The sequence below is a fragment of the Pseudomonas jinjuensis genome, from assembly GCF_900103845.1.
Classification (GTDB): Bacteria; Pseudomonadota; Gammaproteobacteria; order Pseudomonadales; family Pseudomonadaceae; genus Pseudomonas; species Pseudomonas jinjuensis.
Genome location: NZ_FNIJ01000011.1, coordinates 158632 through 172945, shown reverse-complemented (window position 1 = coordinate 172945; position 14314 = coordinate 158632). Strand labels below are relative to the sequence as shown.

The following is a 14314-nucleotide window of genomic DNA, read 5'->3' as shown; positions in this document are numbered from 1 at the left end:
CTCCGTCCGGCCCCCTCTCCCTGAGGGAGAGGGTTGGGGTAAGGGGAAACGTTTTGGCCAATGGCTCAGCCAATCGCCCCCACCCCACGCAACACCTCGATTGCCTCCTGGTCGAGCCCGAGCTGTTCGAGGATTTCCAGCGTGTGCTCGCCATTCTTCACCACCTTGCCGACCACGCCCGGCGTGCGGCTCAGGCGCGGTGCGGGCGCCGGATGCACGATGCCGTCGCTTTCGACGAATACGCCACGTGCCTGGTTGTGCGGATAGTTCGGCGCCTCGCTCAGGTCCAGCACCGGGGCGAAGCACACGTCGGTGCCTTCCAGCAGCTCGCACCATTCGTCGCGGGTGCGGGTGAGGAACATGGCTTCCAGTTTGGCACGCAGCTGCGGCCACTCCTTGCGCTCCCACTGGTGCAGGAAGGCCGGATCGTCGATGCCGCAGAGTTCGAGGAACAGCTGGTAGAACTGCGGCTCGATGGCTCCCAACGAAATATAGCCGCCGTCCGCGCAGGCATAGCAGCCGTAGAACGGCGCGCCGCCGTCGAAGATGTTCTCCCCGCGGCCTCGCCATTCGCCTTTCTGCCGGAGCTCGTAGTACATGGTGCCGAGCAGCGCCGCACCGTCGCAGATGGCCGCATCCACTACCTGCCCCTTGCCCGAGCGCTGCGCCTCGAACAGTGCGCTAACCACGCCGAAGGCCAGCATCATCGCTCCGCCGCCCATATCGCCGACCAGGTGCAGCGGCGGCGTCGGCGCACGGTCGGCATGTCCCATGGCATGCAGGGCACCGGTGATGGCGATGTAGTTGAGGTCATGCCCGGCGACCGGCGCCAGCGGGCCGTTCTGGCCCCAGCCGGTCATGCGTCCGTAGACCAGTTTCGGATTGCGTTGCAGGCAAACCACCGGGCCCACGCCCAGCCGCTCCATCACCCCGGGGCGGAAGCCCTCGATCAGCACGTCGGCCTCGTCGATCAGACGCAGCAGCACATCCACCGCCCCCGGTTTGCGCGGGTCGATGCCAATACTGCGGCGGCCACGACTGATCACGCTGTCGTCGCCATTGAGGAAGCCGGACACTAGGCGGTCGACGCGGATCACTTCCGCGCCCATGTCCGCAAGCAGCATGGTGGCGAAGGGCGCCGGCCCTATCGCATTCATTTCCACTACTTTCACACCTGCCAGGGGTCCGGCCATGTTCATTCTCTCTGCGTGATTGAAAAATACCTGCGGGGCCGAGCGCCCCGGCGGTCCTGCGCCCAAGGCTATCCGGGCCGCCGGACATGGCAATCACTCGAATGGCTGAGTACCCTTGGAAGACCCTATCCATCTGCTGGAGAGATCGATGCCTGACCGTCCCGACCTGCTGGCACGCCTGGCCCTGGTACCCGGAGCCGACCAGAAAGGCGGCCTGCAACCACTGCCCAGGCACCTGATCCCGGTTCCGGGATTGCCGGCGAATGAGCAGGCGGTACGGATCAACGCGGGCAAGTTTCGCCCACCGCTCGCCTCCCCCTTCCATCTCCAGCGCAAGCGAATCCTCGCCCGGCTGGGCGAGGTGGCTGGCGCCGGGCTGGTCCTGATCCGCGCCGCCGCTGGCTTCGGCAAGAGCACCCTGCTCTCGCAGTTGCGCGAACTCTGGGCGGCCAATGGCAGGCCGGCTCTGTGGATCAACCTAGATGCGGCGGACAATGACCCACAGCGCCTAGCCGCACACCTGGATGCCGGTCTGCGCGAACTCGACCTGGCGCGCGGGGTTCGCGTCGAACGCGCGACTGGCGCGACCCGGCCGGCGGCCCTGCTCGACGAGATCGCCGAGCGCCAGCAGCCCTTCGTCATCCTCCTCGACGAATTCGAGGTGCTGAACAGCGCCGAGGTGCTGGATTTCGTCCGCCAATTGCTGGACGCCCTGCCCCCGTGCGGGCTCCTGGCCATCGCCACGCGCAATACGCCGGACCTGGGGCTGGGCCGGCTCAGGGCGCATGGCCGGCTGCTGGAAATCAACGCTGACGCCTTGCGTTTCAGCATGGAAGAAACCCATGCATTCGTTCACGACAAGCACAACCTGTCGCTTCCCGACAGCGAAATCGAGACGCTGCAGAACCGCACCGAAGGCTGGATCACCGCCCTGCACCTAGCCACCCTGTCGCTTCAGGGGCGCCGCGAGCAGAGCGAGTTCGTCGCGGCCTTCTCCGGTACCCACCTGGAGCTGGCCGAATACCTCACCGAAGACGTCCTCTCCCGGCAGAGCGACGAATGCCGCCAGTTCCTGCTGCAGACCTGCATCCTCAACCGCTTCTGCGCGCCGCTGTGCGACGCACTGACCGGCCGCAGCGACAGCCAGTCGATGATCGGGCAGCTGCTGCGCGCGAACCTGTTCCTCTTCCCGCTGGACAGCGAGAACCGCTGGTTCCGCTATCACCCGCTGTTCGCCAGCTTCCTGCGCAGCGCGCTGGAGCGGCAATTGCCCGGACAGGCGCCGGCCCTGCACCGCGCCGCCGCTAGCTGGCATTTCGCCGCCGACCTGCCCTTGCAGGCCATCGAACATCTGCGACTGGCCGGCGATGAGGAAGAAGTCGCCCGCCAGCTCGACGCGCACCTGGACCAGTTGATCGACATCGGCAGCCTGCGCGCGCTGCTGCGTTGCATCGACCCGATCGCCGCGCCGGTCATCGACCGCTATCCGCGCCTGGTGCTGGTGCACGCCTGGACCCTGCTGCTGGCCCGCCGCTATGCGCAGGCCATGCAGGTCGTCGAGCGCAACTCGTCCAGCCGGGAGACGGAAACCATCCGCTGTCTCCTGCTGGGCCTGACCGATCGGCTGGAGGCCGCCTGCGGTGCCGCCCAGACGCAGTTCGAGCGCCTGCCGCCAGAGGAAACCTTCCAGCTAGGCCTGGTGGGCAACGTCCTCGCCTACTGCCTAATCGCCACGGCGCGCTACGATGAGGCGCGACAGGTGCTGGCACGCATGACCCAGGCCAGCGTACAGCCGCGCGCACTCATCGTCGACGCAGTCGCCGAGTGCCAGCACGGCATCATCGAACTGGTCCAGGGCCGCCTGAGCGAGGCGCGTACGCGCATGCAGGCCGTCGCCGAACGGCGCCGCCAGGGCTCGGAGGACAGGTGGCCGGCAGGCCGGGTGCCGCTAGACATATTCAATGCCCTGACCCTCTACGAAGCCGATCGGCTCGACGAGGCTCGCCATGCGCTGGAGGACGTCCCGCTGGCGGCGATGGATGGCGGCGGCCCTGACGCATCGATCATCAGTCGCGTGCTGCAGGCGCGGATGGCTCATCTGCGTGGCGACCGCACGCTCTGGCTGCATCATCTCGCCTGTCTCGAACAGCTCGGCCGGCAGACCGATTCCTCTCGTCTGCTCTGCGCGGCGTGGCTCGAACGTGCGCGCATCACCACTCTGGAGAACCGCCTGGACGTCGCCAGCCAGGCCCTGCATTCCGCCGAACTCAACAGCGACTGGGAACGCTCCGGGGTACTGCTGTATGGCTGCGATGTGGACACTCCTTTCATCGCCCGGCAGCGCCTGCTCATCGCCCGTGGCGAACATGTGCAGGCCGTGAAGGCCCTGCAGGAGGCCATCGAGGATGCCCTGCGCTTCCAGCACCATCGCCGTGCCCTCAAGCTGCGTCTCCTGCATGCCATGGCGCTGGCCGGCAATGGGCAGCGGGATGAGGCGCTTGCCGCGCTCACCCCGGCGCTGCAACTGGCGAGCCGCGAGGGCTTCCTGCGCACATTCCTCGACGAAGGGTCGCGCCTGGCGAAGCTGCTTGCCGACTGGGCGGTGTCCTTCCAGCCGGGCTGCAGCAGCCTTGGCATCGCGCCGGCGTTCCTCGCTGATCTTCTTGGCCGCGCGGGCGTGGCGAAAGGCACCGGCAGCAGCGATGCGGACGCGCTGCTGAGCAACCGCGAACTCGAAGTGCTGCGCCTGTCGGCCGCCGGCAACCGCAACCTGGCCATCGCGGCGAAGATGAACCTGTCGCTGCACACGGTGAAAAGCCACCTGCGCAACATCAATCACAAGCTCGGCGCGGAAGGTCGCACGGCGGCCATCGCCATCGCCCGGACGCGCGGCCTGATCGACTAGGCCAGCATGCCTAGCACCCGGGCCCGCATCACTGCCTGGGTACGCCGCTTCACGCCCAACTTGTGGTTGATGCGGATGGTGTGCGCCTTGACCGTGTTCAGCGAGATGTACAGCCGTTCGCTGATCTCCATGTTGGACAGACCCTCGGCCAGCAGCTCCAGCACGGAGAATTCGCGAGTGGTCAGCACGTCCTGCTTGCCGGGATGCAGGCGCGTCACGCTGCCCGGGCTTGCGACAGGAGGCGTCGCCCACTTCGCCAGCAGGCTGAAAGGCACCGGCTGCCGGATTTCCCGGGGCTCCGGGCAACTCCAGCCCAGTTCCTGCTCGACTTGGCGCAGTGCGACCCCGGCCTCCGCGAGAAGACCGGCGAAACGCAGGCGCTCGCAGCTCTGCGATAAGGCACGCAGTTCCTTTTCCGCCTCGCTCAGATCGCCAGTACCGCGCAGGGCCAGCGCCTGAAGCAATTGGATGCGTTGCGGCAGGGATGGCGCATGCAGCGGCGGTAGCTCCGCCCGCGCCTGCTGCTCCAGCGTGCGCAGTTGAGGCAGCATCTGCTCCCATGCTTCCTGGCGGGCCAGCACGCGCAGGTTCTGCTGGGCGATGGTGCTTGCGTAGCAGTCGGCATGGACCCGTGCGCACTGCATGCGGCGCTCGATCTCGCGCAGATGCTGGCCCGCCTGCTGGTAATCGCCGCGACACGCCGCCACTTCGGACAGGCCGATCCGCGCATGCAGGATGAATGGGTCGGCGCATTCGCGCGCATGATCCTCGCCCCGGCGCAGGGCGATCTCGCTGGCATCCAGGTCACCGCCGAGGAGTGCCAGCTCGCCACGGAGCAGATGCAGGCGGCCAAGCAACAGGCTGTGTTCGCCTCCCTCCTCCGCGACCAGTTGGAAACATTCGTCCAGCAGAGCGTGCGCCTCGTCCAGCTCGCCGTTGAGGATCATCAGGCGGATGCGGTCGGTGTCGATCAGCACCTCGCTGGCCAGGCAACCCTGACGCCGCGCCAGTTCGAGGGCGGTATGCAGGAGGTTGTGCGCCTTGTCGCCTTCACCGGCGGCCATCGCTACCCGGGCCAGGGTCGAATAGCACAGGTACGCCGATTGCCAGTCGCGTACGTCCAGGTGTTCCAGCGCCGAGTGGCAATGTTCTCGGGCCCCTTCAGCGTTGCCTTCCAGCCCCTGCAGGGTGCCGTACAGCGCCTGCCAGTTGGCCAGGGTTCGCCGGTTGCGCGTGGCGGTGGGTTGCGGCAGGAGGTTGCCGATCCGCGCGATGCACTGCCGCGCCTCGTCCAGCCGCCAACTGCTCAGCAGCGCCTGGGCATTCAGGTAGATCAGGAATGGTGTGCCTTCCAGCAGGCTGATCGGCAGCCGCGTACGCCAATCGAGCCAGGTGGCCAGATGCTGGTCGGTGAACAGCCAGTCCGGGTGCATGCGATCCATGTAGTTGGCGGCGGTGTCCGCCTGGTCGGCGCAGAGCGCCATTTCCACGGCCTCGTCGGCGAACCCGGCGTCCCACAGGAAGCGGCAACTGTGCACGCGCAGGCGGCCCAGCTCAGCGGCATTCAGCTCCGGCTGCAGGGCGGCTGCCACTGCCGGCAGCAGGCGCCACCAGGTTCCCTGGTTGTCCATGGGCCGCAGTAGCGCCTGTGGCAGCAGGCGATCGCGGAACACGTTCCCACCATCCAGTTCCGGCCAGAGTTGCGCGCACAGCTCGGCAGACACCCGAGGCAGATGCGCCAGGCGAATCAGGATCGTGCGTTCATCCTCGCCCAGGCGCGACAGCAGTTCGCTGCCGAGATAGTCGCGCAGGCTCAGGGCTCCGGGGCGCCCGCCACCCTGATCGTCCAGCAGCAACCGGCTGCCCGCGCACCAGCCAAGGGTGCGCTGCCATATTCCATCGCGGAATGCTTCCGTGGTCGCCGCACCGAGCAGGTTGGCCAGTCCGTCGAATTCGTCGTGGGTAAATGCCAGGTCATCCGCGCCCAGCTCCAGCAGCTCTCCCTCCAGCTGCAGGCTCGACAGCCTCCAGGCGGGACGCCGCCGGCAGCTGACCCAGAGCTGTACACGCGCGGGCGAGCGGGTCAGCAGATGATCGATCCAGGCGTCGAGCTCGACATCGGCCTCCTCCGGGTAGTCGTCGAGCACCAGGCAGATGGTTTCCCGGCTGGCTTCCAGCGCATCCAGCGTGGCCACGGCGAGGCCATGCGTGGTGCCGCAGCCGGGCAGTTGCATGCGGAGCTTTCCGGCAAGGCGTTCGCAGAAACGGGCCAGTGACGTGGGTTGGCCGTTCAGGCTCAGCCAGCAGCGGCGCCTGCCGGGCGATTGCCGGCCCATGCAGTCGCTGAGTAACGCCGTCTTGCCGTAACCGCCCGGTGCGCAGAGCAGGTGCAGGCGCTTCGGTACGCCCAGCAACCTGTCCAGCAGGCGTGTGCGGGAAAGGAATGCACTGGGCAGTCTGGCTTGCCCGGCGGCCGGAGGCAGTGTGTCGTACCGATCCTTACCAGTCTTGGCGGACCAATCGACTGGGATGTCCTGAAGGTGACTGAACGGAGCCATGGGCACTTACCGCATGCAATTATTCACGCCTGCGATGCTCGCCCCGCCCAGGCCGGCGCTCAATCAGCCATAGGAGGTAATTGGACCGGGAGCGGGTGTTCCGCCAGCGCTTGTTACCTTCGGATACAGCTATCCCGCTTCACCGATCAGTAGCAGCGGAAATTCGCTGCCGACGCGCCGACCTAAACCCTTCGGGTAATGCCGTGAAATTGCCAGAACAGGCAATTCAGGCCAGCCGGCGCTGTGCATAGCATGAAGTCTCCAACCGTTTCATCCTCTGGAGTACGCATGCTGCCAACAACAATAAAAATGCGCCGAGCATTCCGCCCCCACGCCCTGGCCACAGCGGTGGCACTGGCGTGGACTGCGCAGGCCAGCGCCATTGATTTCAATATCGGGGAGATCGAGGGCAAGTTCGACTCATCGCTGTCGATCGGCGCGAGCTGGTCGACCACCGGCGCCGACCCTGATTTCATTTCCAACGCCAACTCGCTGGGCAAGACCGGCAGGGCCGCGAGCCGTACCCTCGACGATGGCCGGCTGAACTTCAAGAGCGGCGAGAACTTCTCGACCATCTTCAAGGGCCTGCACGACCTGGAGCTGAAATACGGCGACGGTGGCGCCTTCATTCGTGGCAAGTACTGGTACGACTTCGAACAGAAGGACGGCAGCCAGCACTTCTACGACATCGACGACAGCGGTCGCGACGACCTGGCCAAGTCCTCCGGCGCCGAGTTCCTCGATGCCTTCGTCTACTACAACTACAACCTTGGCGAGTTGCCGGGCAACGTGCGCCTGGGCAAGCAGGTAGTCAGCTGGGGCGAGAGCACCTTCATCCAGAACGGCATCAACGTGATCAACCCGATCGACGTGGCCGCCCTGCGCCGTCCGGGTTCGGAGATCAAGGAAGGCCTGGTGCCGGTAAACATGTTCTACCTGTCCCAGGGCCTGAGCGAGAACCTCACCGCCGAGGGCTTCTACCAGATCGAGTGGGAGAAGTCGGTAATCGACAACTGCGGCACTTTCTTCGGCAACGACGGCGTCCCGCCGGGCTGCAACGACCGCCTGGTGACCGCCGGCCTCGACCTGGCGCCCGGTGTGGCACAAAACACCGGTGGCCTGGCTGCCATCGCCGCGGGCACGGACAACGCCTACATCCCACGCCTGAAGGACGACGATGCGCGCGACGGCGGCCAGTACGGCATCGCCCTGCGCTGGTTCGTGCCGGAGCTGAACGACACCGAGTTCGGCGCCTATGCGATGAACTACCACAGCCGCAACCCGTTCCTCAGCCAGATTCACTCCACCACGTCTCTGGCTGGCGCCACGCCGCTGGCGCGGCAGGTCGCGCAGGTCAATGCGATCCGCAACACCCGCTATTTCGTCGACTTCCCCGAGGATATCCGCCTCTACGGCCTGAGCTTCCAGACCAACGTCAGCGGCACCGCGCTGGGCGGCGAACTGAGCTTCCGGCCGAACCAGCCGCTGCAGCTGAGCACGCCGGACCTGACCAGTGCGGCGCTCGGCGTGCCGACTTCGCCGCTGTACACCAGCGGATTCGCACAGAACGTGCTGGGCGCGGAAATTCCCGGCTACAAGCGCTTCCCGGTACTGCAGGCGCAGATGACCGCCACCCAGTTCTTCGATCAGGTCTGGGGCGCCAGCCGCCTGACCCTGGTCGGCGAGGTCGGCTACAACCGCATCAACGGACTGGGCGACAGCGACGGCACCGACGTGCGCTTCGGTCGCAGCCCGACCTTCGGCGCCGGCGTGACTCCGGGCGTCGCCTGTGCCGATCCGGCAACCAGCCCGGTAGTCGTCGAGTGCAACAGCCACGGCTTCTACACCACCAATTCCTGGGGCTATCGCGCCCGCGCCCGGCTGGATTACCCGAACGTGTTCGCCGGCATCAACCTGGCGCCGAACCTGGCCTGGTCGCATGACGTGGAGGGACGTGGACCGAACTTCGAGGAAGGCGCCAAGGCAGTCAGCGTCGGCGTGGATGCCGATTACCTGAACATCTACACCGCCAGCCTCAGTTACACCGATTTCTTTGGGGGCGACTTCAACACCAACACCGACCGGGACTTCGTCTCGCTCAGCGTTGGTGTGAACTTCTGATACACGCCTGATAGAGGGCAGGAAACATGAAATCGAGCACTTTGTTGAAAACCGGCGCCCTGGCGCTTTCCCTGATGGCCTCCAGCGTGATGGCAGCTGTCTCCCCCGATGAAGCCGCCAAGCTGGGCACCAGCCTGACCCCACTGGGCGCCGAGAAGGCCGGCAACGCCGACGGCAGCATTCCCGCCTGGACCGGCGGCCTCAAGCCGGGCGCAGCTCCGGTGGATGGCAACGGCTTCCTCGGCAATCCGTTCGAGAGCGACAAACCGCTGTTCGTCATCACCAAGGACAACGTCGCGCAGTACAAGGACAAGCTCACGGCCGGCCAACTGGCGATGTTCCAACGCTATGGGGACACCTACAAGATCCCGGTCTACCCGACCCGCCGCAGCGCCGCGGCGCCGCAATCGATCTATGACGCCGCGAAGAAGAGTGCCGTGACCACCGAGACGGTCAACAATGGCAACGGCCTGAAGAACTTCGAGCAGTCGCACTACTACCCTTTCCCGATTCCGAAGAATGGCGTGGAAGTGGTGTGGAACCATGAGGCCCGTTATCGCGGCCCCAACATGAAGAACGTCACCGCCCAGGCTTCCCCGCAGGCCAGCGGCGCCTTCAGCATCGTCGAACTGGAGCAGAAGATCGGCTATCCGCAGGCCATGCCGGATGTCGGCCCGGAGAAAGGCGCCAACGTCCTCTTCTACTTCACCCAGGCGATCACCGCGCCGTCGCGTCTGGCCGGTAACGTTACCCTGGTTCACGAGACCATCGACCAGGTCAAGGAACCGCGCATGGCCTGGGCCTACAACGCCGGCCAGCGCCGCGTGCGCCGCGCCCCGCAGGTTTCCTACGACGGCCCGGGCACCGCTGCCGACGGCATGCGTACCGCCGACAACTCGGACATGTACAACGGCGCGCCGGATCGCTATGACTGGAAACTGGTCGGCAAGAAGGAGATGTACATCCCGTACAACAACTACAAGCTGTGGTCGCCCAAGCTGAAGTACGCGGAGATCCTCAAGCCGGGCCATATCAACCAGGACCTGACCCGCTATGAGTTGCACCGCGTGTGGGAAGTGGTGGGTACCGTGAAGCAGGGCGAACGGCACATCTATGCCAAACGCCACATGTACTTCGACGAGGACACCTGGCAACTGGTGGAAGTCGACCACTACGACGGCCGCGGCCAGCTGTGGCGCGTCGGCGAGGGCTTCCAGGTGCTGGATTACCAGCAGGGCGCCGGTATCTATGCCGTGCAGGCGCTGTACGACCTGATCGCCGGCCGCTACGCCGTGCTGGGGATGATCAACGAGTCCAAGCAGGCCTACCAGTACGGGCAGAAGTTCACCATGAACGACTTCACCCCGGCCGCACTGCGTAACGCCGGCATTCGCTGAAACAAGACAGCTGTAACCATCCGACCGACGCCCTGCTTGCAGGGCGTCGGTTTTTTGTTTCTGGTGTTACCACGCTGTAGGGCGGGTGAAACCCGCCATGACGCCTCTGAATTGGCGGGTTGCACCCGCCCTACTTTCCTTTGCGAGGCTCCAGATCGCATAGTGTCAGTCCCTGCTGGCCCATATGGAATTTGATGGCTTCGCTGGGATCGGACGGCGGGATCGGATAGTGCTCGTCCTCGTACTTCTCGATCAGTACCGCCAGCGCTTCCAGTTCGTCGCCCTCTGGCGTACCGGTTTCGGCACCCCACCGTTCCTCCATGCGTACAAAGGCCTCTGCCAAGTTTTCCTTGGAGCGAATTGGCTTGATGTTCATCACACTGTCTCCGCGTTGATCTGGTCGTACTGGCTGTAATCCGCAATGGAACCGATGGTGGGTATCGCTGCGCTCAACACCACCCTACACCATCAGGCCACCCTCTTACGCCGTTATCCCGGTAGGAGTGGGCCATGCCCACGATGCTCTTTCGTGCTTTCGCGGCCATGGGCCGCTCCTACGCAAATAATTCATCGCCCACAAAAGAAAACGCCCCGAACTTGTCGGGGCGTTTCTTGAATCGAGTCTGGGTCAGACCGAGCGCCTGCCCAGCCACTGGTCGAGCTTGGGCCACAGCCGCCGGATGGCGGCCGGGCCGGCCATCAGGCTGACGTGGCCGCCTGGCAGGATCAGCTCTTCCTTGTCCTGCGAACTCACGCCTGCCACCAGCGGCCGCGCGCACTCCGGGGTCACCAGGGTGTCGTGCTCGGCGATCACGTGCAGCAGCGGAATCCGGATGTTCTTCAGTTCCACGCGCTTTCCGTCAAGGCACAGGGTGCCCTCGTACAGGCCGTTCTTGCGCAGCAACTCCTCGACGATCTGCCGGTAGTAGTCACCCGCCAGCGGCAGCGTATCGTCGCCCCAGCTCAGCATCATGCGAAAATTCCGCACGTAGTCTTCGTTCCACATGTTGTCCCAGAGACGAATCTGGGTGGCGATGGGGCCGGCGGGCCGATGGAGTTCGACCAGCCGCTTGAACACCGTCGGAGGAAGAAGGCCCTGCGAATTGATCACCCGGTCCGGGCTGAACTGCTCGTCCTCGACGACCTTGCGGAAGATCATCCGGGTCCAGTCGGTCGGCGTGGTGAACAGCACCAGGTTCTTCACCGGGCCATCGGGATGCAGCGCGGCGTATATGGTCGACAGCAGTCCGCCCATGCAGTAGCCGACCAGCGTGACGTCCTCGATCCCGGAGCTTTCCTGTACGCGACGGATGCAGTCCGGAATGAAGTCCAGCACGTAGTTTTCCAGCTTCAGGTGGCGTTCGAGCGTCGTCGGCGCGTTCCAGTCCATCACATAGACGTCGTAACCATGATCGAGCAGGAAGCCGATCAGGCTCTGCCCTTTCGCCAGGTCGAAGATCGAGGCCTTGTTGGTCGTCGGCATGACGAACAGCAGTGGCACCCGGTACACCTCTTCGGTCGTGGCCTGGTAATGGTACAGGGCCAGGGTACCGCGCCGGTGCAGCAGGGTCCTTGGCGTCGTGCCGACCTGCGGAGCCGGCGTTCTGAGATATTCGAGGCCGTTGATGCTGCGCTTGCACAGTTGATCGACTTCGTTGCGCAACCGCTCGACGAGGGACACAGCGGAAACCTTGCCGTTACGAAGCGACGCCATTGCCCACCTCCCCGCTGCCGGCTTGCCTTGCGGCGGTGGCCGGCTTGCCTGCACCCTTGTTGACCTTTTTCCTGGTCGGCTGCGAACTTGCGCTCTCTTGCGGACGGCGAGTCCGTGACGGTCGTGGCGCACTCGCTGCATCGGCCGACGGCGCGGTCAACTGGTCGATCCTGTCCTCGACGCGTCCCAGGAGCGCAGCCAGGTTGTCGATTTCGGAGCGGCTGGGCAGTCCCAGGCATTTCTGGATGCCGTCCAGTGTCCTCTCCGATACGTACTTGGCGCCACAGGCCACTTTGGAAACCCGATTGAGCACCCGAGCGAACTCCCTGGTCTCGAATTTGCTGGCGGCCAGCGAGTTGACTCCGCTTTCGAACTTGTCCAGGGCTTCTCGGCAGAGGCGCAAGGGGTCGAGGATTTTCATGCGTAGCTCCTTGCTCAGCGTTCCGCTGAGCAATCTTTCATTGTCGGATAGGTTTGGTGTGCATCCAGCCGGTCGAGACGGGCAATGATCCTGCCCCTGACCAATGCAACGGGGATGGACCACGGCTTGAGCAGGAACTGGCAAACCGTGGCCGCCTTCGGCGACAGCAGACTCAGCAGGGTATTACCCCAGAGCTCGGTCGCCACCCAGGCGGTCAGGGTGGAAGTCGCCACTTCATTTGCGGCAGCCAACAGCGACGACTGCACTTGTGGCACTTCGTCGGCGATTTCGATGGTCCGGTTGTGTATGGGCTCGAGTCGGAACACCCGCGCCAGCGCATCGGCGACGCGCTGCAATGCATCTCGTCCGGAGCCGAACACCTCGTCCAGGTTCAGGAAGCCGTGGATCTGCCCGGCGTAGTGCAGGACTTCCACCGGCACTCCGGCGGCACGCAGGCGTGCGGCATAGTCGAGGCCGTCGTCGCGGATCGGGTCGAAGCCGGCGCTGATCACCACTGCAGCTGGCAGTCCATGGAGATCGGCGCTGCGGCGCGGCGAGAGCCATGGGTCTTCGGCATCCAGAGTGCCCAGGGAGCCGGCTACGATCTGCTTCATCTGCTCCAGCAGGCGAGCGGTGATCAGGTAGCCTTCGGCGTTCTCCGCCAGCGAGGGAAACTCGTGCACTAGGTCGGTTGCCGGATAGGCCAGGACCTGCATACATAGTTGCGGGCCGCCGCGGCGGAAATTCTCCTGAGCCACCACTGCGGCGATGTTGCCGCCGGCGGAATCGCCACCGATCGCCAGCCGGCTGGTATCGATACCCAACTCGGCGCCATTGCGCGCCAGCCACTCCAGCGTGGCCAGGCAGTCCTCGCGGCCGGCACTCAGATCATGTTCCGGTGCCAGGCGATAGCGCACCGCGACGGTGATGCAGCCGGCGGCAAGGGCGATGCTGCGACAGATCGAGTCGCCGGTATCGAGGCCTCCGATGATGAACCCGCCCCCGTGGTACCAGAGGAAAGCCGGCAATGCCTGCTCCGAACTGGCGGGGGTGAATATCCGCAGGGTAATGGGACCTGCAGGGCCGTCGATCTCCCGCTCGATCACCGATTCCAGCTGAGGCCGGCGACCCAGCGCAAGAGCCGCCAGGCGCCAGACCTGGCGAAGTCGAGGCAGCCGGGAAAGCGAGTGGTTATCGGTGCTCCGTGCTCGCGTCAGCAGGTTGAGCGAGCGCAGGAATGCGCGCACCTCCCGGTCGGGCTCACGAGCGCGCAACACCAACGGCATGCCGGTATTTGCCGTGGAGTTGGTTTGCCGGTCTTCAGCGGTATTCATTCGGTGGTCCTTGCACGAGTGGAGAAAACCATTCGCAAAGGTTACCGATCGCCATTCGCCCGCGCGCCCACCCGTGGGGATTGGGGGGATGGGGTGGCGCGCAATGATTGCGGGTTGGCTCCCAGCCTGCGGCCTGCGGGCTTGCCACCTAGTCAGCCATGAATGCAGGGGCTCGGGTCGGTTTCAATTTCCGCAGATGGACCGTCAGCCCTCGGCTTCCTGGATATTGCGCTCCAGTTGATCCAGCGCCGCCGAGTTCCTGGCCGCCCAGTCGTAAAGCGCATGGAGCGGCTCGACGAAGGTTTCGCCGAACTCGGTCAGCGAATACTCCACCTTCGGCGGCACCACGTTGAACACCTCGCGCCTGACCAGTCCTGCGTTCTCCACCTCGCGCAGGGTCTGGGTCAGCATCTTTTTCGAGATGCCCGGCAACGTCCGCTCCAGCTGGCCGGTGCGCAGCGGGCCGCGGCTGAGCGCATAGAGCACCATCGATGTCCACTTGCCGTTGAGTACGTAATGGATGCGCCGCTGAGGGCAGTTCTCTCGCAGCACGAAGGGGGTCTGCTCGTCTTGATTCGCCATATTGGTTACCAAAAGGTTACTACGTAACAAAAAAGTGCCTACTTTCCAAAATTACCCTACAGCAAATACGATGCTATCACCAACTGGGG

Annotated in this window: 9 protein-coding genes and 1 pseudogene; 3 read left to right on the top strand and 7 right to left on the bottom strand. The window is 64.9% G+C overall.

The features are described 5' to 3' along the window. Positions 1-65: 65 nt before the first annotated feature. A complete protein-coding gene (locus BLR75_RS16985) occupies positions 66-1193 on the bottom strand; it encodes a CaiB/BaiF CoA transferase family protein (protein ID WP_084311272.1) in 1128 nt (375 codons plus the stop codon). A 148-nt stretch (positions 1194-1341) separates the two neighbouring features. On the opposite strand from BLR75_RS16985, the gene BLR75_RS16980 reads away from it, so the two are divergent. Then, on the top strand, positions 1342-4098 hold the full coding sequence (locus BLR75_RS16980) for a winged helix-turn-helix domain-containing protein (RefSeq protein WP_084311227.1): 2757 nt from the start codon (positions 1342-1344) through the stop codon (positions 4096-4098). Here BLR75_RS16980 and BLR75_RS16975 read toward each other — a convergent pair. After that, positions 4095-6332: a LuxR C-terminal-related transcriptional regulator gene (locus BLR75_RS16975; RefSeq protein WP_084311225.1), complete on the bottom strand. Its 2238-nt coding sequence runs from the start codon at positions 6330-6332 to the stop codon at positions 4095-4097. The genes BLR75_RS16980 and BLR75_RS16975 overlap by 4 nt on opposite strands. 633 nt (positions 6333-6965) lie before the next feature. Here BLR75_RS16975 and BLR75_RS16970 point away from each other — a divergent pair. Together BLR75_RS16970 and BLR75_RS16965 are read left to right on the top strand one after the other, a co-directional pair. Further along, the gene (locus BLR75_RS16970) at positions 6966-8777 is read left to right on the top strand and encodes a DUF1302 domain-containing protein (RefSeq protein WP_245726161.1); all 1812 of its coding nucleotides are present in this window, start codon (positions 6966-6968) and stop codon (positions 8775-8777) included. A gap of 26 nt (positions 8778-8803) precedes the next feature. Next, the gene (locus BLR75_RS16965; RefSeq protein WP_084311221.1) at positions 8804-10174 is read left to right on the top strand and encodes a DUF1329 domain-containing protein; all 1371 of its coding nucleotides are present in this window, start codon (positions 8804-8806) and stop codon (positions 10172-10174) included. A gap of 145 nt (positions 10175-10319) precedes the next feature. On the opposite strand, the pseudogene BLR75_RS16960 reads toward BLR75_RS16965, so the two are convergent. The 5 genes and pseudogenes from BLR75_RS16960 to BLR75_RS16940 form a co-directional block, all read right to left on the bottom strand. Further along, a pseudogene (locus tag BLR75_RS16960) lies at positions 10320-10550 on the bottom strand (helix-turn-helix domain-containing protein); the annotation flags it as partial. A gap of 252 nt (positions 10551-10802) precedes the next feature. Beyond that, a complete protein-coding gene (locus tag BLR75_RS16955; RefSeq protein ID WP_084311217.1) occupies positions 10803-11888 on the bottom strand; it encodes an alpha/beta fold hydrolase in 1086 nt (361 codons plus the stop codon). Then, a complete protein-coding gene (locus tag BLR75_RS16950) occupies positions 11872-12309 on the bottom strand; it encodes a hypothetical protein (RefSeq protein ID WP_084311215.1) in 438 nt (145 codons plus the stop codon). The genes BLR75_RS16955 and BLR75_RS16950 overlap by 17 nt, the downstream gene beginning before the upstream one ends. A 14-nt stretch (positions 12310-12323) precedes the next feature. Next, a complete protein-coding gene (locus BLR75_RS16945) occupies positions 12324-13643 on the bottom strand; it encodes an alpha/beta hydrolase (protein ID WP_084311213.1) in 1320 nt (439 codons plus the stop codon). 204 nt (positions 13644-13847) lie between these two features. Next, positions 13848-14225: a winged helix-turn-helix transcriptional regulator gene (locus BLR75_RS16940; RefSeq protein WP_084311211.1), complete on the bottom strand. Its 378-nt coding sequence runs from the start codon at positions 14223-14225 to the stop codon at positions 13848-13850. Positions 14226-14314: the final 89 nt, after the last annotated feature.